The following is a 20,721-nucleotide window of genomic DNA, read 5'->3' as shown; positions in this document are numbered from 1 at the left end:
GCGGCTGTCTCGCAGAGTCTTAAGTATTCCAGCGCCACGGCCTTCCAGTCGTACTGCCGGGCAAGGAGGCGGGACTGGCGGGACATTTCCTGCAGAAGATCGTCCCGGGAAATCAACTGGGAGAGGATGTCGGCAAGCGCCTCCGGATTTTTTGGGGGGACCAGATAGCCGTTTTTCCCCTCCCGCACCAGTTCGCGCGTCCCGGCGACATTGGTGGCCACAATCGGGAGCCCCATCGCCATCGCCTCCAGCACCACGTTGGGCATCCCTTCATCGAGCGAGGGGAGGATAAAAAGATCAGCAGAGGAGTAAAAAGTCTTCAACGTTTCACGATCACGCCAACCCAGAAAGAAGACATCGTTCCGGATTCCCAGATCGGCCGTCAGATCTTCCAGAGAAGACCGGAGGGGGCCGTCTCCCACAATCCAGAGCTGGACCGGTTTTTTCAAGGACGGCTTGAGGCGGCAAAAGGATTGAAGGAGGGTGTCGATCCCCTTTTGGGCGGTTAAGCGGCCGGCGGTGAGGATACGGAAAACATTGCGTGTCTCGAAATCCCCCCTCCCCCCCTTTGTCAAAGGGGGGACCGGCAGGGCCGGCTGAGCCGGTTCAACCGGTGCCAAAGGGGGGATTTTATCATTCGACAAAACACTATTCCGGAAAAAACCGGCGTCCACACCGTTGGGGATAATGGCTATATCCAACCCCCTCCCTGTCCCAAGGGCCAGCCTCTTTAACCCTTCGCTGTTGGCCACAATGCTTTCGGCCCCTTTCCACAAAAACCGGATCAGCCAGGCCGTTATCCGGTGATAAAAACGCAACTGCTCGGGCAGGAAACCGGGGACATCGCCGCCGCGGAGAGAGACGATATAGGGAACCCCAAAAATTTTCTTGATCACCCACGCCGCCGGGGCACTGGGAAGGGTAAAAAAGGCAATGCACCGGTCGGGGCGCCACCGGCGGGCCCATTTGGGGGCATAAAAAATCGACGAAAACATGAAGACCGCCATTTCAAAGACCCAGCATTTTTCCTGATAACGCCGAAGGGTGGGAATGCGGACGATCCGATAGCCGTCACGGGTTTCTTCCCTGGGGAGGCCCTTAAAACGGGAGGTCAGCACCACCACCTCATGCCCCAATGCCGCCAAGTGACGGGCAATCTGTTCATTGGCATTTCCCCCTCCTCCCCCTAACGGAGGGAACTCATAGTTGATAAAGAGAAGCTTCATTTTCATTTGGGGCCCTTTCGGCCCGGCTGTTGCTACTCGCATCATTGGATTTCGGGCCTCAAATGGCCCCAAACCCCGCTCGCACAACGGGCAAAGCCCGATTGTGCGCTTTGTTTTTTCCCTTAGGTAACGCACTCTACCGGAGATTTCAACTAAAAAATAGACAATAAGTAATTGAAATATATTATCTTTTAAGATTCCAGGCAACTTTTTTACACGTCTGCCGATAATCAGAGTGATATTTTGTTTGACTCGTCGCGTCAAGGGTGTTAGGGAGCAGACATTCCCAAAACACTTTAAGGTTAAGGCACTCAATCGCAACCTCGCGTAGCACGTCTCTTCACTCTCACGTTTAGGCTTAAATATCGTTTCGCTTTTTTTGCAGGGGGTCAAGAAAGGAATCAAATGAAGAGGCATTCATTCATCATGATAACGCTGGTCTTTGCCCTCCTGGGATCAGCCTGCTCGCGGTCGGGGACCCATTCGAGCCTTAAGCTTAACGAGATGTTCCAAAAGAAGGAGCGGCCGGATGCCGTCCTTCTCGGCAGGGCGTCGTGGTACGGCGTTCCTTTTCACGGGAGAACAACCGCCAACGGCGAAAAATACAACATGTATGATCTGACCGCCGCCCACAAATCGCTCCCCTTCGGTTCCACCCTTCGCGTGACCAACCTGAAAAACAACCGGGTCGTCACCGTTCGTCTCAACGATCGCGGGCCTTATATTCCGGGAAGAATCCTCGACCTTTCGTTTGCGGCCGCCGTTGAACTGGACATGGTGGGTCAGGGGGTTGGGTCCGTCAAGATTGAAGTTTACAAGCCCGAACGGAAGTTCGTGGCGCGGAAATAATCCTTTTCAGCTCTTCCACCGAATCGACATCAAAAAGGCCCAAGGCGAGCTCCAGCCCCCCCTAAATTGGGGCCTTTAAACCGCCCCAAAATCCATCACGCACTGCATCAAAAAATCTTTTGATAACAATGACTTCTCTTAATTATTCTGATAAACTACCTATAGAGTTAGCCATAACTTAGACAGGAGGGAATATGATCGGCAAATTCGTATCTGCCTATCGGGAGTATATGATCCTCCCCTTACGGCTCGCTTGCGGGGTCGTATTCATCATGCATGGATACGCAACCCTGTCCCATGGATATACCATGTCGATTGGTGCATCGACCGTGGCCCCATTCCTGTACCTCTTCGGCGGATTGTGTCTCTTCCTCGGGTTTTTTACCCGATACGCCGCACTGGTGATGGCAGTGGTGACCGCGTTCACTCTCTTCACGGTGCACTTCGGCCATGGTTTCTTCGTGGGAGACAACGGCTACGAATACCACCTGGTCCTCCTGGCGGCATCAATCACATTGATGCTGGCCGGAAGCGGACGCTGGTCGCTGGAAGGAAGGCTGGGGATCAAGTCGTAATGAGCCCACGGGGGCTTAAGGTTGATCCTTCATCGATAAAAACTCCTCCCAAAACCCTTTTTTAGGGAAATGGAGGAGTTTTATTGTCATCCATTTCTCTTTCCCATACACTAAACGCCCATCATGCTCTTGAATAAACCGTTCGCCCTCTCCGCCATGCCCGATGAGGCCGAGGCCGAGTGGGAGCGTTTTTGCGCCGCGGCCAAGGCGCAGAAAATCAAAATCCCAAAAGAGGGCTTGGGCTTTGAGGCCCTCTCAAAAATATTCGGCAACAGCCGGTTTCTGGCCCGTTTTGCCGTGAGACACCCGGCCTCCGCCATCGAAGCGGTTCAGTCCCCGTATCTAAAGAAAACAAAGGCCCTCTCCCATTTCAGCCATGAGCTCGGCCGGATTGATTCTCCTGAATTGGAGCCGTGGCTCAAAAAAATCCGCCGATACAAATACCGCGAACTGTTCCGGATCATGGCCAAAGACCTCGCAGGTGCCAGCCGGGCCTTCGGTGCGTCCGACGAGGTGGTGCTGACCGAATTAAGCGATCTGGCGGAGGCGATTGTGACGGCTGTCGACCGCCGGATTTTCGCCTTGTCGATTGCCGCGAAAAAAACGCCTCTCCCCCCGCCGAAAAAACGGCGCTACCACATTTTTGCCCTTGGAAAACTGGGGGGGCGCGAATTGAATTTGAGTTCGGATATCGATCTCGTTGCCGTCACCGAAGGTGACGAGGGGCATCAGTTTTTTGTGCGTCATGTTCAGGGGGTGACAAAGGCGCTTGCAGACGAGACCGAGAACGGATTCCTCTACCGGGTCGACTGGGACCTTCGGCCGGAAGGATCGGCGGGGACGCTGGTCAATTCGGTTTCGGCGATGGTTTCGTATTACGAAAACTTCGGCGCCGACTGGGAGAGGCAGGCCTGGACCAAGGGGCGGCCTCTGGCCGGCGATCCCGCGCTGGGAGAGGAGTTCCTGAAGAGGATGGAACCCTTTATCTATCGGAAGTCGCTCGATCTGACGGCCCTGCATCATATTCAGGCAATGAAGCAAAAGATCCGCGCCGAGCTTGATAAAAAACCGCCGAAGGGATTTCACGTGAAACTGGGAATCGGCGGCATTCGGGAGATTGAGTTTTTTGTGCAGGCGTTCCTTCTGATTTACGGAGGGAAAAAACCGGAGATCCGCCACACCGGAACCATCGAGACGCTGGCCCGGCTGGAGACAGCCGGCCTCGTGAGCCTTAAGGACGCGGCCTCCCTCAAAGAGAGTTATCTCTTCTTGAGGCGTCTGGAACATCGCCTCCAGTTGGAGGATGAGCGGCAGACGCACCTTCTCTCCCCCGATCCCGCGGAGCAACTCAAAACCGCCCGGCGGATGGGTTACTTCGAGAAGGACCCGGAGGAGGCGCTCAAGCGGTTTCAGGATCAACTGGAAACGGCCGTCGACAACGTTCACCGGATATTCGAGAGCCTTTTTGCCGAGACCACCCCGGGGTCCCCAGAGAATCGACAGATTCTCTGGGGTGGAACCCCGGGGTCCCCAGAGAATCGACAGATTCTCTGGGGTGGAACCCCTAGCGAAAATGCGACAATCCCTTCCGCGGAGCAAAAAGACGAGGCCCTGCTGACCGAGTATCGGCAGGCCCTTCAGGACCGCTTGGCCCAGTGGCCCAAATTGGAGGACTGGTTCGACGAAATCCGCTATTTTAAAAAAGACGAGATAAAAAAAATCGTCGAGCTTGAGCATAACCCCGGGGTCCCCAAAGAATCGACAGATTCTTTGGGGTGGAAACCCGCTTTTTCGCGCCGCGACATCCTCTGCCGTCTCTCTCTTTTGGCCGAGGCGATCTGTCAGGAAACGCTTTTGATCGTCCTGCGCGAGCTGGAGCCGAAATACGGAAGACCCATCGACGCCGATATCATGACCGTCGGGATGGGAAAACTTGGGGGGCGCGAGATTAATTATGGCTCCGATCTTGATCTCATTTTCATCTTTTCGCAGATGGGGGAGACAACGGGCGCGGGCAAAATAAGCAATTCAGAGTACTTTGCCCGGCTGGTCCAGAAATTCATCTCCATCCTCTCCCTAACCACGCGCGCCGGCCGGGCTTATGCCATCGACACCGAACTCCGCCCCTCCGGCCATCAGGGGCCTTTGGTCACAAGCCTCGAGGGATTCATCGACTACCAGAAAACCGCCTCGCAGATCTGGGAGAGGCAGTCGCTTCTGCGCGCCCGCCCCATTGCCGGCCCCCCGCACTTCGCCCGCCTGGTCAGGAACCATATCGACGCCCTTTTGTACTCACGCCCCTTTTCCTCGAACATTGTCAAAGAGATGCACCGCCTCCGGACCCGCGTGGAATGCGAGATTGCGCGCGAGTCTGAGTCATTTATCGACATGAAGGGGGGAAAGGGAGGGGTGATGGATATCGAATTTTTTCTCCAGTACCATCAACTGATCCACGGCCGTGATTTTCCAAAACTCCACACCGCCAACACCTTTGACGGCCTTGAAACTCTGGCTAAATTGAAGATTGTGCCGGAGGCAACGGTTGCCCCTCTCGTGGAGGCCTACACTTTTTACAGGGATGTCGAATCGAGGATCTATCTGCGCAAACAGAGAAGCCAGCGCCGGTGGAACGTAAAGGACCCCTTTTTGGATGAGATCGCCCGCGATTTGAAACTGAAAAATTCCGCCGAATTTTTGGAGAAATACCTGGCTTTACGCGAAAAAGTGAGGAAGATATACACGGAAACTTTTATCGAGAGTTACGATGGAAGAGATATACAAGCAACTAAAAAATAAACAGCCCGAGGTAGAGAAATGGTTTGAGGAAAAATGGAAAGGCCTCACTCCCCTTCTGTACCTCTCCTGCGATATTCGCCACTCGGGAAACAAAATCGCCGTGGTTGACACCAATCTCTTTCCCGCCGGCTTCAACAACCTGTGCAATTCTTTTTCACGATTTACGGCGGAAACGTTCAAGGGATATTTCGGGGACTATCAGCCGGGAGTGCGCAAGGTTTTGCTCTACGGCGAGGAGCACACCCGGAACAAGTTTTATTTAAAAAACCTTCATCACCTTCAGCGTCTAATGGAGTCGGCCGGCCTTGAAACGCGAATCGGAACGGCGGGAGAATCTTTGCACGAGGCGAAAACGCGGATTGACCTGGATGAGGAAGGAAAGACATCCCAATCGTTCGATCTGTACAAAATCCAGCGGAATGGGAACCGCGTTGTCGTGGATGGCTTCGGCCCCGATCTCATCGTTTCGAACAACGATTTTGCCTCGGGGGTCCCTTCGGCCCTTTTAAACATCGATCAGCCGATCATTCCCGGCCCCGCCATGGGCTGGCAGAGCCGGCAAAAGATTGTCCACTTCAGAATTCTCAAAGAACTTCTGGCCGATTTCTGCGGCCATTTCGGGCTTGATCTCTGGCAGATGTTTCCGGAAACCGATGTGGCCACCGAGGTGGCGTTGGACAATGTCGATTCTCTCCGCTGTATGGCCCGAAAAATCGATGCGATCCTCGAAAAAACGCGGAAGAAGCATGAGGAATACGGAATCCGGGAAACCCCTTATGTCTATGTCAAAAACAACCGGGGGACTTACGGCCTCGGAATTCTCCTCATCTACTCGGGGGAAGAAATTCTCTCTCTCAACCGCCGTCAAAAAAACAAGCTTCTTTCGTCCAAGGGAACCACGCCGACCGATTCGTTTCTGATTCAGGAGGGGATTCCGACGATCGACACCTACAGCGGCTATCCCATCGAGCCGGTTATTTATATGGTTGGAAAGACGGACGTGGGGGGCTTCTTTCGTTTTCACGAATCCAAAAACGAGTATGAAAGCCTGAACAGCCCCGGCATGGCCTTTTCCTGCCTCTGCCTGCACAAGCTGGATGAGCCGCACGAGGAATTTTTTCTGGACTGCCGGCAGAAGGAAAGCGTGGTCGGCCTCTCCCGCCTTCTGGCCCGCATAGCAGGCCTGGCGGCCGACAGGGAGGCCTCACTCTCTTCTTTATAAAAGACGTTTGCTGTGATAGTCTGGGGGTCCATATGCAAAAAGTCTGGGTGCATAAATCAACCTCCAACAAGGAAGCCCGTGACTTCGAGTTAAAATACTATCTCTCGCAAAGGCCTGCACAACGTCTGGCCACCATGCATTATCTTCGGGACCTCTACTGGAAAATAAGGAAAGGGAGGCCGCGTGCCCATCGAAAAGGACTTCGAAGAGTTATTACGGTTGTTCAATAAGCATAAAGTCAGTTACTGCATTGTCGGAGCCTTTGCGGTCGCTTTTCACGCCATTCCCCGTTACACCAAGGATTTGGATCTCCTGGTAAAACCCGATATTGAAAACGGCAAGAGAGTCATCGAGGCGCTGAAGGAATTCGGTTTTGGCTCGCTGAAACTGTCGCCGGAGGATTTTGCCAGGGAAGGGCATTTCATCCAGCTCGGATACGAACCGGTGAGGGTGGACGTGATCACCTCCATTGATGGCGTCAAATTTGATTGCATCTGGAAGAACAGAAAAAGGGGCGCTTTTGGAAATGAAACGGCCTATTTTATCGGTTTGCGCGAACTGATTAAAAACAAAAAAGCATCAGGGCGAAAACAGGATTTGACCGATCTGGAAATTTTGCAAAAAGCCCGCCGAAAATAGCCCCCCCTTTTTCCACAGCCCCGCCATGATGAGGACCGTCGCATATAATCACACGGCTAAAGGGGGTAGCCACTTTACGCCTTTAAGCTTTCGGGATTTTGTGAGGATCCAGAGGAGAATATGGGTGTCGATCAAGACCGAAGCGGTGGACATTATGATTTCTTCTTTTGGCCCACGCCCCTGAATACCAGCCCTTTCGCGGGATGCCAGTCCCATGACCATTTGCGGCAAGCCTTGACGGCCACCGGTGTTGCATCGAGTTTTCCCGGAGTCAAAGATGCCGGGCCAGCCATTTTTCCATATCCCCAAATACCTCTTCTTTTCCAAACTCATTAAAGAGTTCGTGATAAAAGCCGTCGTAGATTTTCACCTGCTTGTCCTTTGACCCCATTTTTTTGTAAAAGGCCTCGGAGCCCTCGCGGGCGCAGATATGGTCGTCGCCCGCATGCAAAAGAAGGCCGGGAATCCTGACTTTCGGGGCAAGGGCAGGGAGCTTTTCCTGGTTGGCCAGAAGTTCGGCGATGAGCTTGAGGGATATTTTTTTGGAGACCAGCGGATCGCGCTTGTAGGCGCGCACCACCTCGGGATCGCGAGAGATCCATTTGGGGTCGATCTCGCCGGCCAGATTAAGGCGCGGGACAAAACGGGAAAGACCGAGCGCCAGCTTTCTTTTAAGCCAGGGGATGTTGAGCGCCACCTGAATGTTGGCCGACGAGGTGACAAAGCCGGCAAGCGGCGTTCCACCGCGGGCGACATAATTGAGCACAATCTGACCCCCCATGCTGTGCCCCACCATGAAAATTTTTTTTCCTTTCTCGCGCCCGGCGACAAAACGGGTGAACTCGTCCAAGTCTTTCAGATAATGCCCGAAACTGTCCACATGGCTCCGAAGTCCGTCCGATCTTCCGTGCCCCCGCTGGTCGAAGAGATAGAGCGTGTAGCCCCGTTTGGAAAAATAGCGGACGGGATTGGAATAACGGCCGGAGTGTTCATTCAAGCCGTGGACAAAGATCAGCACCCCTTTGGCCTTGCCCATCTCTCCCTTCCATTCCTGATAGAAAAGACGGTGATGATCGTGGGACTTGAAATAGGATTCGAAAGGTTTCATCATTAAATCGGGGGCTTTGCCGCTGGCGCCCCCGTACCCCCCTGTTCGCTCGCGCGGAATAAATCCGACGCTCGCTCACCATTAAATTATCCCCAATTCCTCCGCCCTTACCCACCCCTTCTGCCCCTGCGGCAGGGCGACCTCGACCCACGCCTCTTTTTTGCCAAATTTTTGCTCGTCGATGACGCGGACCTTCGACCCTTCGTGCAGTTTAAAAAGCGCCTTTTCCGACTCGAGGTAGGTGGGGCGAACCTCTATTTCCGGCTTGAGTACCACCCCCCAATCACCAAAAAAACCGCCGTTCCCCATCGGAAAAAATCGCGGGGGAAAAGGAGGTTGAGTCCGGTCAAAAGCCACAAGCACCCCGAAAAAACGGCAAAAATGACGATCATTTCCCCAAGGGTGAACCATGAATGCCAGAAAAAGAAAATTTTAAGAAAGGACATGAAAAAAGTCTCGCCCAGATTGTCGATCCGCTTTTTCTCCGTGAATTTGAGGTTGGCCCGCGCGTCGGCGTCCCGTGGTTGAAGTCTCAACGCCTTTTCAAAATTCAAAATCGCGGAACCGTACTCCCCCTGACGGTATTTGATGTTGCCCAGATTATAGTAAAGGTCGCCGTTGACAATCCCCTCGCCAATCAATTTCCGGTAAATCTCCTCCGCCGTCTTGAGCTGATTTTTGTAATAGGCCTGATTGGCCTGGTCAAAAAGCCCCTGCGGCGTCTCGGCAAAAACGCCCGCCGGGATCAAACAAACGAGCATCATGAGAATCCACGGCTTTATTCCAGACATTAGTTTTATCCCCACCATCAACCATCCACCATCAACCATCTACTATCAACTATCTTTTCCCCACCTTCCGATCGATCGTGCGGACAAGGCCTTTCGCCTCCTGAACCCACTGCGCCAGGGGCCTCTCTTTGATCTCCCCCCCATACCGGGCCGATTCCAGCCTCTGCATGAGCCGGCCAAGTTCGGCGGTCAAATCGTGCGTTACACCGCGGGCTGTAAGGACGGCCGTGATGTCGGCCACGGTCAGGCCCCGCCCATAGATCCCGCAACGGTCCCCCACATAGTCGCGGAGAGAGTCGGTGAGGGCGGCCAGCGCCTCGTCTTCCGATTTTTTTCTCCCCGAAACTCTTCCGGCCCGGCCTAAAAAATTCCGAAGGGCCAGCCGGCTTTTGGTGGCAGTGGCATTCCGCTCCATTTTTTCCTCCCGCCACTTGAAAACAAGCGTTCCGAAGAAAAGCAGAGGGGGCAAAAACAGGCCGGCCGCCAGACACCTTTTTAAGCCGATCCCCCAGCGGTGTGTCTCGAGCGCCCCCGGATCGGTGTGAATGGTCGCAATATCCTCCGGAATGATTGCTGACTGCGTTCCCGTTTGTGAAGGCGTTTGGGCGGCCACCGGATTTAAGCGTTCGGCCTCTGCGGGCAAAACCCTCAAACTCAACGAGGGGCTCTCGAGCGTCTCGTAGGCCCCTTTTTGCGGGTCGAAGTAGGAAACCGAAAAAGAGGGGATGGAATATTCGCCCGACTGGGTCGGCACCAGCGCCTTTTTAAAGCTCTTTTTTCCCTGAATGCCCGCCTCGCTTTTAACGGTGTCAACGGCGGGACGGTCGTCGTAAACCTTAAAGGCCGGCAATTCGGCGTTGAAAGGAAGCAGGCCGTCCTTCACGTTGCCCCGTCCCGAAATTTCCACATCGAGCATGGCGGAATCCCCCATCTTGATCTCCGGCTGGGAAAGGTTCACCGAAAGGCCGAACTGGCCGACGAGATTGGTGAAATTTTCCGGTTTGTCGGGTGGCAGAGGCTTGACCTGAAGGGCGATCGGCTTTGCCCGAAGATACTTCGGCTTCATTCTCAAGGAGGGAAAACTGAAAAAGGAATCGTTAAAAAAACGGCTCCGCGCCTCTTCCGGCACCTCGACCCGCAGGCTCGTTTCCGGGATCGTCAGCTCCCCCGCCTTGAGCGGATAAAGGGCGACAACCTTTTCGGAGACAACATATTTTTGTCCGCCGATGGTCTGGTAGTATTTTTTTTCCGGCACCACCTCCTCCGACCAGAAATCCTGAAACTCGGGCACCGTGAGCGTGGCCGAGCCGACATTCACCCGCGTGTAAAAGCGGAAGGTGTAGAGAATCTGCTCGTTCACATAGGGTTGGCGGTTGGAGACCTCGGCGGTGATCCAGTATTCCCTTTGTTCGGTTGTCCGGGCCGTCTCTTCATCGCCGCCCGGTTCCCCTTCAAACGGTTGCGGGAACCCGCCGGGAAACGTCGGCTGGCCGCCAGTGGCGCCGCCACCGGCAGGGCCGGCGCCAGGCGATGGCACAGGCCGGACCGGGCTAGCCGTCGAAGCAGAGCCGATCCGGATGGAGAGAGGCTGACTCTTGTATTCATGCCCCCCGGAAAAGACGGTGATGGGGTCGATGGTAAAAGAGCCCTCGTCCCTTGGAATGAGAATGTAGGAAAATTCCTTTTTCGTCTGGACGTCGCCGTTGATGATCTGGATGCTGGAGGAGGTTCCCGACTGAATCGCCTTGAAGGCGGGCATGGGGGGCAAAACCGGTTCCGCCGAGGCCATGGTGCCGGAAACCGTAACGGTGAGATAGATTTCGTCCTCCAGCGTGGCCTGATTTTTGTCGAGGGAGGCGGAGACGCTTACCTCCGCCCACGCCTGCGGCGTGGGAATGCCAAATGTCAAAATCCAAAGGACAAACAAAAAAACAAAAAACAAACTCCTCTTTGAAATTTGAAATTTGAAATTTGACATTTTCCCTTCCTACCAGTCTTCCTCCACCGTCCTCTTCCCTTTTCCCGCCTCGCGGCGGATGATATCCCGTGCCGCCTTTTTGGGGTCGTCCTCCACCGCCCCCAGCCAGAATTCGGCCTCTTCCTTTGAAAGGGGTTGGACGGGCTTTTTCGCCTGATTCTGCCCCTCACCCCCGGTCTTGTCCAACGGATTCGATGGTGAATCGCCGGATTGGTCTGTCTGCGCCTCCTCGGATTCTTTCTGTTCACCCTGCTGTTGCTGTTGATCCTGTTGTTGCTGATTTTGTTCCTGTTGTTGTTCCTGCTGTTGCCCCTGCTGCTGTTGTTGATCTTTTTGTTGTTCCTCTCCTGGTTGTTTCTGATTTTGCGCCTCTTCCTTCTGCCCCTCCTGCTTTTGTTGTTGCTCCTGTTTTTGTTGTTGTTCTTTCTGTTCCATCAGCTTCTTCACGAACTCGCGGTTCAGCTCCGCCTTCTCGTTTTTGGGGTTCATCTCAAGCGCCTTGTCGTAATAGGCGACCGATTCCTCAAGCTTATTCTGCCGGTACTTGGCGTTGCCGAGATTGTAGAGCGAAAACTCCCGGATGGAAGGGTCTTTCGCGTTCAACGCCTTGAGATAATGCGCCTCGGCCTTTTGGTAGTCCCCCACCCGGTAATAGGCGTCCCCCAGATTGTAATGGGCCTTGCTGTTTTCCGGATTTTTTTTCAGGGATTCCTCGTAAAGACGCAAGGCCTCCCGGTAATTTTCCTTTTCATAATGTCCGTTGGCGCGGTCGAAGGCAAAGGGGGCCGCCCACGCTGTTGGCGTGGAAACTCCAAATTCCAAAATCCAAATTCCAAAAAAAAGACCAAAAGACAAACTCAAATTTCTAAAACCGATTTTTTTTGAACTTTGGAAATTCGATTTTTGAAATTTGTTTGGAATTTGGAATTTGGAATTTGACATTTGTCACCTGGAATTTCTTGTCCTTCCCAACAAGGGCAACAAAATTTTCCCCCATTTTATCGGCGCCTTTGTCTCCCCCACGAAGGGTTCCAAAAGCAGAAGCAGAAGGGCCAACAGAAGTGGAAGCTGAAACCGCTCCTCCCCCACAATTTTGCTTTCCGATTTCAACTCCCGCGCCTCCAGAACCTCCTTGATCCCCTTCAAATAAATCTGCTCCAGGTCGAGGTCTCCGGTGACCGAACGGACGTAGCTCCCGCCGGTTGCCAGAGCCAGTTGTTGCAGGGACGACTCATCCAGCCTTGATATGACGACGCCTCCATTTTTATCCTTCTTGAATCCGCTCCCCTCACGAAGAGGAATGGGGGCCCCCTTTTCACTCCCCATGCCGATCACAAAAATCCGCACTTCCCCCTCTTTTGCTTTTTGGGCCGCTTGCGCCATCCCTCCCCGGGTGTCCTCGCCGTCGGTGATGAGGATTATTGCCTTTGAGCGCTGTGCATCCGGCGGAAAGGAATTAAGCGCCGTCTCCACCGCCCCCGAAATGTCGGTTCCCTGGACGGGAATCAGGTCGGTGTCGAGCGTGTCCAAAAAAAGTCCGAAGGCCTCATAGTCGGTGGTAAGCGGGCAAGCGACAAAAGGCCTCCCGGCAAAAGCGATCAGCCCGATCCGGTCGCCATGCAGATACTTCATCAGATCGACAAGCTCCCGCTTGGCCCTTTCCATCCGGTTGGGCGAGATATCCTCGGCCATCATCGAATCGGAGGTGTCAACCAGAACATAAAGGTCGATCCCCTTCCGTTTCACCTCGCGCAGGGTATAGCCCCACTGCGGCCGGAGGAGCGCAGTACAGACAAAAAAAATCCCAAGGACAACGAGAACCGCCTTGAAGATGCGGCGCGCCGGGCGAAACCCCGGCATGATGGAGGCCCACAGGTCGCGGGAGATAAGGGCCTCCGTTCTTTTCCGCCGCCGGATTCCGGCCCAAAGATAAAAAAACACCGCGAGCGGCACGAACCAGAAGAGCCAGATGTATTGGAGAGCGATGAATTTCATGGAATCCTCACAAATACCGTCTGCGACAAGACCGCCTGCAAAGCCAAAAGAACAAGGCCCGCCAGCAAAAACCAGGGATAGAGTTCAAAGTATTCGCTGTACTCCTTGACCTTTACCTCCGTTTTTTCGAGTTTGTCGATCGTGGCATAGATCTCCTCAAGCTCCTCGGTGTTGACGGCGGAAAAATATTTCCCCCCCGTGATGAGGGCGATCTCTTTCAACGTCTCTTCGTCCTGGTCGAGCTCGGCATAGATCCGACGCACGCCGAAGGGGGTCTCCTCGGGGTAGGGGACCGGCCCCTTCCCCCCCACGCCGATGGTGTAAACCTTGATGCCGAATTCTTTGGCGATTGCCGCCGCCGTCAGCGGGGCGATTTCGCCGGCATTGCTCCGCCCATCGGTCAACAAAATAATGATTTTCGACTTGGCCGGCTGGTCCTTCAACCTCTTGACGCTCGTCGCCAGCGCATTGCCGATGGCGGTGCCGTCGCCCACAATGCCGATGCGCACCCATTTTAAAAAAGTCCTATGAAAATCGAGGGCCTTCATGCTCCCCGAGGTGTCGATGGTCAGAAGGATGTCGATCCCTTCGCTTAAACTTTCGGTCGTCCTGTTCCCCAGCTGGGGCCGGGCCAGCCCCGCAATAAAGAGGGCCAGCGCCGCCGTCCCAAGGAAGGGAACAACAAACTGAAACCGCTCCTTGAAAGAACGGCTGATACCGTTAAAAAGTTTGAGGGAGGAAAAGTTGATTTTGACGCTGTGTGAGGCCGTGCGGGAAAAGAGATAAATAAAAGGCAAAAGAAGGAGCAAGGCAAAAAACCAGGGGTCTTCAAACTGAAAAAAATGGGCGCTCATGCCGCTTCTTTTTTCTCCTCTTCGGCCATCATCGTTGATTTGACAAACTCGATGATTTTTTGTTTTGCCCCGCGCGCCCCGTCAAGGGGCGGTTGGTGCCGCGCGAATTTTACCAGGTCGGCCTCCCTCAAAAGGCCGCCCGCCAGATCGCTCAAGCTTTCGGTCAGCCCGATCGTGCGTTTCAGGTCGGGGGTCAGTTCATTGGTTGTTTTTTCGAGGGCGGGATAGCCGAAACGCTCTTCGAGATACCGCCGGAAAATTTCGGAGATGAAAAAGTAATATTTGCGGAAATCCCCTTTTTCCAAAAACCCCTGTTTGTCCAGACGGTTCAATTCCAGAAAAACCTTTTCGTGCGGCGGAAGGTTTTGGTCGGCGGATCTTCGCGCCGCACGCGCCCATCGCTTGAGCGCAAAAATCAACAGGGCGAGCAAAACCAGCGCTACTCCAAGAACGGCCAGAACAGCAAGCCACTTGGCCCACGGGAATTGGAAAATTCCCTCAATATCCAGGATGTCTTTCATTTGATCGACAGTCATAACTATGTTCCACAATTTCCGGATCGGGAATTCTGTGACGGCCGGCAGTTCATATCCTTTTCTCCCTCATGCGAAAGAATTTAAGCAGGGGTTCGATAAAATCGCGGTCGGTTTTAAGACGCAAATGGTCGATCTTCATCGACCGGAACCGCCGGACGATCCCTTCTTCCTCCTCACGGCGCAAAAGGCCGAAAGACCGACGTGTCCCGGCGCTCCCCATGTCGATCGAGATAACCTCGCCGGTCTCCAGATCCTGAAACGACATGATCCCCCCGGCGCAAAACTCCGCCTCCAGAGGGTCAAAAACAGAAAGAGCGATCGTGTCGTTCTTGAAGCGGGCTGTCCGGAGGGAAATGTCATACCCCTCCGTTAAAAAATCGGAGACGACAAAGAGGATCGACCTCCGGTGCACCACGCGACTCAAATAGTTCAGCGCCTCCGCCATGTCGGTTTTTAAACCGCGGGGCTTAAACGAGAGAATCTCTGAGATCACATGCCAGACATGCCCCCTCCCTTTTTTGGGGGGGATAAAACGCTCCACCTGGTCGGTAAAAATAATCAGTCCGACCTTGTCGTTGGACTTGATGGCGGCATAGGCCAAAACGGCGGCAAGTTCGGCAACCACCTCCCGCTTGAGGCGCCCTTTCGAGCCGAAGCCCTGACTTGCCGACCCGTCGATCAAAAGCATGACAGTCTGCTCGCGCTCTTCGCGGAAGACCTTCACATAGGGGCGGTCCATCCGGGCGGTGACGTTCCAGTCGATGGCGCGGATGTCATCGCCCGGCGCGTATTCGCGGACCTCCTCGAATTCCATCCCCCGCCCGCGAAAGGCGGTTTCATATTCGCCGGCGAAGACGTCGTTGGCCAGATAATTGCTCTTGATGTAGATGCGCTGGATTTTTTTGAGAAGGTCGGGGGAAAGCATGGCAAGTGCCCGAGTACTCGCGTGCCTGAGTGCCCGTGTTTACGCAGGCACCCGGGCACGCAGGCACCGCTGTTAAGGTACCTCCACATGATCGAGAATTTTCTTCAGCACATCATCCGTTGAAAGCCCCTCCGCCTCCGCCTCGAAGGCGAGAATGAGCCGGTGCCGGAGGACATCGGGGGCCATCGTCTTCACATCCTGCGGCACCACAAACCCCCGACCCTGCATGAAGGCGTGGGCCTTGGCGATCAGGTTCAGGTAAATGGAGGCGCGCGGAGAGGCGCCGTAGGCGATGTAACGTTCCACGCCGATATTCAAATTTTTCGCCTCGCGTGTGGCGAAAACGATGTTGACGATGTAGTCGTTGATTTTGGGGTCGATGTGGATTCTGCGAATAAGCCCGCGATATTGAAGGATCGCCTCGGGGGTCAAAACCGGCCGGGTGGAAACAGGCCCCTTGTTGGCCACGCGGTCCATGATGGCCAGTTCCTCCTGCCGGGAGGGGTAATTGACCTTGAGCTTCAGCATAAAACGGTCCACCTGCGCCTCCGGGAGGGGATAGGTTCCCTCCTGCTCGATGGGATTTTGCGTGGCCATGACGATAAAGGGCTCGGCAAGCGAAAAGGTCTCCTCGCCAATGGTAATCTGCTTTTCCTGCATCGCCTCCAGAAGGGCGCTTTGCACCTTGGCGGGGGCCCGGTTGATTTCGTCTGCCAGGATGACGTGGGCAAACAGCGGTCCCTTTTTGACAAAAAATTCCTGCGTCTTCGGGTTATAAATTTGCGTTCCGATGATGTCGGCCGGGAGGAGATCGGGGGTGAACTGAATCCGCTGAAAACGGGCCTCGATAATCCGCGCCAAGGTCTTGACCGCGGTGGTCTTGGCCAGCCCCGGAACCCCTTCCACGAGGATGTGGCCGTCGATGAGCAGTCCCATCAAAAGTCGCTCGGTCAAATATCGCTGGCCGACGATGATTTTTTCGACCTCCGTGAGGACTTCACGAATTTTGGGTTGAATGCTCTCGACCTCGTTGTTCAGCCCTTGAATTTGTGATTGCATTTAAACTCCCTCCATATCCCATCTACCCGAAAAATCCACGCCTCTTTTTCTTTTTTCCCGCCTCGACCGGCGCCTCCCCCTTTTCCGACTTTTCCGAAATGGCGGAAAAGCGCCTCAACAGCTCTTCCTGTTCCTTCGTCAGGTTCCTTGGTGTTTGAACGATAAAGGTGACAATTTGGTCTCCCCGATGTCTGGTTCGGAGATGGGCCGCCCCCTTGCCGCGCAAAACAACCCTGTCCCCCGACTGCGCCCCTTTGGGAATTTCCACCTCCTCCTCGCCGTCAATCGTTGGAACCTTGATGGAAGCCCCCAGCGCGGCCTGAGCCATGCTTACCGGAATTTCACAGAGGATGTTTTCGCCGTCGCGCGCAAACAAATCATGCGGCCTAACTCTCAAATAAACGTACAGATCGCCCGGCGGGCCTCCCCTCTCCCCCGCCTCCCCCTCGCCATTGAGCAGAAGGCGGATGCCCGAATCGACCCCCGGAGGGATTTTGACGCTCAATTTTTTGGACTGGCGCACCTGGCCCGTTCCGCGGCAATCGGAACAAGGATGGGCGATATGCCGCCCAGTTCCCTGGCAGTAGGGGCAGGTGGTGCTGATGGTGAAAAAACCCTGGCTGTGGGCAATCTGCCCCGCGCCGCGGCATTTGGGGCAGGTTTGCGGGCTCGTCCCTTTTTCGGCGCCGGAACCTGTACATGATTCGCAGACGGCGTGGCGGGCGACGTTGATCTGCTTTTCGGCGCCGAAGCAGGCCTCCATGAAGTCGATTTCCAGGTCATAGCGGAGGTCAGCGCCGCCCCGCGCCCGCGCCCGGCCTCTCCGGCCGCCGTTCGAAAATATCCTCCATCCCGGCAAATCCGGTAAAGCCGACCCCTTCCAGCCCCTGATGGCCGAACTGGTCGTAGATCTGCCTTTTGTCGGGATGCGAAAGGACCTCGTAGGCCTCGGAGGCCTCCTTGAACTTTTCCTCGGCGGACTTGTCTCCGGGATTTTTATCGGGATGGAACTTCACCGCCATCTGCCGGTAGGCCTTTTTGATCTCCGCGTCATCGGCGGAACGTTCGACACCGAGGACTTCGTAGTAGTCTTTTTTGATCATGAAGGAATAGGAACTTAGCGATCTTTATCCATTTGTCAATCGCCCATTAATTCATTGCAACTTTCCCCCGTTCCCGTATCTTTGCCGCTTTATGACACTTGTTTCCCTCCAAAACGTCAAAAAATACCGCCTCGCAAACGGCCTTGATGTCCTGCTCGAATGCCGGTGGTTTCGATCAATGTGGGGGTCAAGGTGGGGAGCGTGTGGGAAACCGAAAAAGAAGCGGGATTGAGCCATCTGTTGGAGCACATGGTCTTCAAAGGGACAAAAAGCTTCGGTCCCGGTGAAATTGCAACGCTGGTCGAGGGCTCGGGCGGCGAGATCAACGCCTACACCTCGCTCGATCAGACGGTTTATTTCATCAACTTGAGCTCCCGCTATTCCGACCTGGGCCTGAAACTCATCAAGGAGATGGTCTTTGACGGCGCAAACTCCGCCTCGGAACTGGCGCGCGAAAAAGAGGTGGTCCTCGAAGAAATCCGCCGGGGCAAGGACAACCCCCACAAGTTGGTCGGCGAGGCGCTCTTCGGGCTGGCCTATCGGACACACCCCTACGGCCGGCCGGTCATCGGTTTTGAGGCGACGGTGCGGAATTTTTCGCGGGAGACAGTCAATGAATTCTATCAACGATGGTATGTCCCTTCAAACATGGTGCTCGGCGTCTGCGGCGATTTTGACGAAGGGGTCATGAGGAGGGAGATCGATGCCCAATTCGGCACAGTACCAGACTGTCCCGTCACATTTCCGCTTCTCCCCGAAGAACCCCCCCCTTCCAAACCGCGCCTTCTGCGTCTTTCCAATCCGGTGGAGGGAACCTATCTCAATCTTGCCTTCCCCATCCCCTCGTTCACGCACCCGGATATTGCCGCACTCGACCTCCTCTCGCACCTTTTGGGCGACGGCGAAACCTCGCGGCTGGAGCAGATCGTCAAGGAAAAGAAGGGGCTGGTGAACAACGTCCATTCCTACGCCTTCACCCCCCGCTTTTCCGGATTGTTCGTCATCGACGTTCAGTTGCCGGCAGGCAAGGCGCACAAGATTCTTCCCGCCGTTTTCGAGGAGATCGATTTTTTCAAAAACAATCCGGCGCCCGCGGAAAATCTGGCGCGGGCCAAATTAAATCTCAAGAGCTCGGTCTTCTACGAAAAAGAAACCTGCGAGGGGACCGCCCGCAAATGGATGCTCTACGAGACCACCGCCGGAAACTATCGTTTCGAGGAAGAATACATGAATGCCATCGACCGGGCGACCGAATACGATATTCGCCGGGCGGCCAACCGGTATCTTGTCGGCTCCCGCGCCTCCACGGTTCTTTTGCATCCGGAAAGGCAAAAAGTCGCGCTCACTTTCCCGCAAATCGTCAAACAAAAAAAACGGCCGGTTGGGAAAAAACCATACAGCCTGGTCGAAACGATGGGGGACATTCATAAGTACCGCCTCGTTAACGGCGCTGTGGTTCTTCTCCGCAAAAACCGCCGCGTCCCGCTGATTTCGCTCAAAATGGCCGCTCCCGGCGGCCTAAACCGGCCCTCAAAATCGCCGAAATCACCGAGTCGATCGCGGGTCATGTGGAAGGTTATTCGGGACGCAATTCGTGGGGGGTTTCGTCCGGTTTTTTGTCGGACAAGGCCGAAGCCGGGGTGGATCTCTTTTGCGATGTGCTGACAAACCCCGCCTTCGACGCGAAGGAATTTGCCAAGGAACGGCGTCTGATGCTGGAGGCGATTAAAAACCAGGAAGACTCGCTCTCGCACGTGGCGTTTGAAAAATTCCAGGCGACTCTCTTTAAAAAACATCCGTACGGTCTCTCGTTGATCGGAACCAATCATTCCGTGAAATCAATTTCCCTTAACCGGGTGCGGCGTTTTTATACCGGACTGATGGACCCGCGCAACATGGTCTTCTGCGCCGTGGGGGACTTCGAGGGCGAATCTTTTTTGGAGATGTTGTCCCCCCGCCTGTTGAAAATAAAGCCAAAACGCCTTCTTCATCCCCGGCTCAAAGCCGAGGCCTCTCCCACATCCATCCGGAAAGTGGAGGTAAAAAAGGAAAAGATGCAGGCGCATCTCGTTTTGGGTTTTTTGGGGACAACCCTGGCGAGCCCCGACCGCTACGCCTTCGAGGTGGCAAACAACATCCTGTCGGGCCAGGGGGGGCGCCTTTTTCTGGAACTGCGCGACAAACAATCGCTGGCCTATGCGGTAAGCTCCGCCCTGGTGGAAGGGATCGAGCCGGGATTTTTTTCGGTCTATATGGGCACCGAGCCGCGAAAATTATCGACGGCGCTGGACGGAATTTTAAAGGAGCTTGAAAAAATAAGGAGCGAAAAAGTCCCCGAGACGGAGCTCAATCGGGCCAAAAATTACATCGTGGGAAACTACGACATCGACCTGCAGAGGAACTCCGCCGTCTCGTCCACGCTGGCCTTTAACGAACTCTACGGTTTGGGCCTTGCCGAGTTTGAAAATTATCCAAAAAACGAACTCTACGGTTTGGGCCTTGCCGAGTTTGAAAATTATCCAAAAAACATCATGAAGGTGACCTCCGACGAGGTTCTGGAAGTCGCGCGGAAATATTTGACGCTCGACCGGTATGTTTTGTCGGTGGTTCAGCCGTGATTTTTCTGATTTGCCGCGGGGCCTTCACTTCTTTTTTTCGCCGGCATGATCCTTCACCGTCACTTCCGAATCCTCGTCAAACAACTTGAACCTTTTCACCTCCGAAGGACTCAAATTCACCGCGTCACGCGCCAAGGTGACGGTGCCGGAAATTTTTTTGGCCTCGCTAAGCTTTTTTGCCTCGGCATCCTGATGAATGGCATCGATGATATCGTCCAGCTGGCCCGACTTGGCCACCAGCCCCGTCCCCTTGATGAAGCCGGCTACCGTCCGGTGATCGGCCGGCATGGCCACGCCAAGGTTTACCTTCACCAGCGCCGTTCCCACAATTTCTTTTTCATCACGGGTGAGCTTGTCGTAACGGGCTTTGAGAATCTCCTTAATGGCCATTGCATTCGATTAAACCATTGATTAAACGTTTGAGTCCAGCTAAAACATTCATGTGTC

Annotated in this window: 21 protein-coding genes; 7 read left to right on the top strand and 14 right to left on the bottom strand. The window is 54.6% G+C overall.

Annotation, left to right across the window (positions count from 1 at the left end):
- Positions 1–1,226 (bottom strand): glycosyltransferase family 4 protein (locus tag HYU99_09290; GenBank protein ID MBI2340538.1); only part of this gene is annotated, 1,226 nt, incomplete at its 3' end.
- 426 nt (positions 1,227–1,652) lie between these two features.
- Between HYU99_09290 and HYU99_09285 the strand changes: the two genes are divergently transcribed.
- The 5 genes from HYU99_09285 to HYU99_09265 all read left to right on the top strand — a co-directional run bounded on the left by HYU99_09285 (position 1,653) and on the right by HYU99_09265 (position 7,307).
- A complete protein-coding gene (locus HYU99_09285; protein MBI2340537.1) occupies positions 1,653–2,075 on the top strand; it encodes a septal ring lytic transglycosylase RlpA family protein in 423 nt (140 codons plus the stop codon).
- Between the two features lie 194 nt (positions 2,076–2,269).
- A complete protein-coding gene (locus tag HYU99_09280; GenBank protein ID MBI2340536.1) occupies positions 2,270–2,650 on the top strand; it encodes a DoxX family protein in 381 nt (126 codons plus the stop codon).
- Between the two features lie 123 nt (positions 2,651–2,773).
- Entirely contained in the window at positions 2,774–5,446 is a 2,673-nt protein-coding gene (locus tag HYU99_09275) for a hypothetical protein (GenBank protein MBI2340535.1), read from the top strand.
- The gene (gshA, locus tag HYU99_09270) at positions 5,415–6,668 is read left to right on the top strand and encodes a glutamate--cysteine ligase (GenBank protein MBI2340534.1); all 1,254 of its coding nucleotides are present in this window, start codon (positions 5,415–5,417) and stop codon (positions 6,666–6,668) included. Before HYU99_09275 ends, gshA begins: the two co-directional genes overlap by 32 nt.
- Before the next feature lie 183 nt (positions 6,669–6,851).
- Positions 6,852–7,307 carry a hypothetical protein gene (locus tag HYU99_09265; protein ID MBI2340533.1) on the top strand — a complete coding sequence of 152 codons (456 nt, stop codon included), beginning with the start codon at positions 6,852–6,854 and terminating at the stop codon, positions 7,305–7,307.
- A 271-nt stretch (positions 7,308–7,578) separates the two neighbouring features.
- On the opposite strand, the gene HYU99_09260 is transcribed toward HYU99_09265, so the two are convergent.
- The 12 genes from HYU99_09260 to HYU99_09205 all read right to left on the bottom strand — a co-directional run bounded on the left by HYU99_09260 (position 7,579) and on the right by HYU99_09205 (position 17,656).
- Positions 7,579–8,418, bottom strand: coding sequence for a lysophospholipase (locus HYU99_09260; GenBank protein ID MBI2340532.1), 840 nt, complete (start codon positions 8,416–8,418; stop codon positions 7,579–7,581).
- Positions 8,419–8,496: 78 nt separating this feature from the next.
- Positions 8,497–8,691 (bottom strand): SH3 domain-containing protein, encoded by a 195-nt coding sequence (locus tag HYU99_09255; GenBank protein ID MBI2340531.1) that lies wholly within the window; start codon positions 8,689–8,691, stop codon positions 8,497–8,499.
- A complete protein-coding gene (locus HYU99_09250; GenBank protein MBI2340530.1) occupies positions 8,670–9,206 on the bottom strand; it encodes a tetratricopeptide repeat protein in 537 nt (178 codons plus the stop codon). Before HYU99_09250 ends, HYU99_09255 begins: the two co-directional genes overlap by 22 nt.
- Positions 9,207–9,255: 49 nt before the next feature.
- Entirely contained in the window at positions 9,256–11,115 is a 1,860-nt protein-coding gene (locus HYU99_09245; GenBank protein MBI2340529.1) for a protein BatD, read from the bottom strand.
- Between the two features lie 78 nt (positions 11,116–11,193).
- The gene (locus tag HYU99_09240) at positions 11,194–12,006 is read right to left on the bottom strand and encodes a tetratricopeptide repeat protein (protein MBI2340528.1); all 813 of its coding nucleotides are present in this window, start codon (positions 12,004–12,006) and stop codon (positions 11,194–11,196) included.
- A 123-nt stretch (positions 12,007–12,129) separates the two neighbouring features.
- Positions 12,130–13,044 (bottom strand): VWA domain-containing protein, encoded by a 915-nt coding sequence (locus tag HYU99_09235; protein ID MBI2340527.1) that lies wholly within the window; start codon positions 13,042–13,044, stop codon positions 12,130–12,132.
- A 131-nt stretch (positions 13,045–13,175) separates the two neighbouring features.
- Entirely contained in the window at positions 13,176–14,033 is an 858-nt protein-coding gene (locus HYU99_09230) for a VWA domain-containing protein (GenBank protein ID MBI2340526.1), read from the bottom strand.
- On the bottom strand, positions 14,030–14,569 hold the full coding sequence (locus tag HYU99_09225) for a hypothetical protein (GenBank protein ID MBI2340525.1): 540 nt from the start codon (positions 14,567–14,569) through the stop codon (positions 14,030–14,032). The genes HYU99_09230 and HYU99_09225 overlap by 4 nt, the downstream gene beginning before the upstream one ends.
- Before the next feature lie 49 nt (positions 14,570–14,618).
- Entirely contained in the window at positions 14,619–15,494 is an 876-nt protein-coding gene (locus HYU99_09220; GenBank protein MBI2340524.1) for a DUF58 domain-containing protein, read from the bottom strand.
- Between the two features lie 72 nt (positions 15,495–15,566).
- Positions 15,567–16,553 (bottom strand): MoxR family ATPase, encoded by a 987-nt coding sequence (locus tag HYU99_09215; GenBank protein ID MBI2340523.1) that lies wholly within the window; start codon positions 16,551–16,553, stop codon positions 15,567–15,569.
- Between the two features lie 22 nt (positions 16,554–16,575).
- A complete protein-coding gene (gene dnaJ / locus HYU99_09210) occupies positions 16,576–17,412 on the bottom strand; it encodes a molecular chaperone DnaJ (protein ID MBI2340522.1) in 837 nt (278 codons plus the stop codon).
- A complete protein-coding gene (locus HYU99_09205; GenBank protein ID MBI2340521.1) occupies positions 17,345–17,656 on the bottom strand; it encodes a DnaJ domain-containing protein in 312 nt (103 codons plus the stop codon). The genes dnaJ and HYU99_09205 overlap by 68 nt, the downstream gene beginning before the upstream one ends.
- Before the next feature lie 159 nt (positions 17,657–17,815).
- Between HYU99_09205 and HYU99_09200 the strand changes: the two genes are divergently transcribed.
- Together HYU99_09200 and HYU99_09195 are read left to right on the top strand one after the other, a co-directional pair.
- Entirely contained in the window at positions 17,816–19,321 is a 1,506-nt protein-coding gene (locus HYU99_09200) for an insulinase family protein (protein ID MBI2340520.1), read from the top strand.
- Positions 19,273–20,274, top strand: coding sequence for an insulinase family protein (locus HYU99_09195; protein MBI2340519.1), 1,002 nt, complete (start codon positions 19,273–19,275; stop codon positions 20,272–20,274). Before HYU99_09200 ends, HYU99_09195 begins: the two co-directional genes overlap by 49 nt.
- A gap of 24 nt (positions 20,275–20,298) precedes the next feature.
- On the opposite strand, the gene HYU99_09190 is transcribed toward HYU99_09195, so the two are convergent.
- Positions 20,299–20,664 carry a hypothetical protein gene (locus HYU99_09190; protein MBI2340518.1) on the bottom strand — a complete coding sequence of 122 codons (366 nt, stop codon included), beginning with the start codon at positions 20,662–20,664 and terminating at the stop codon, positions 20,299–20,301.
- Between the last annotated feature and the right edge of the window lie 57 nt (positions 20,665–20,721).

Source organism: Deltaproteobacteria bacterium (assembly GCA_016183175.1).
Classification (GTDB): domain Bacteria; phylum UBA10199; class UBA10199; order UBA10199; family SBBF01; genus JACPFC01.
Note: the sequence above shows the minus strand (reverse complement) of the source record. Positions and strands in the feature narration are given on the sequence as shown.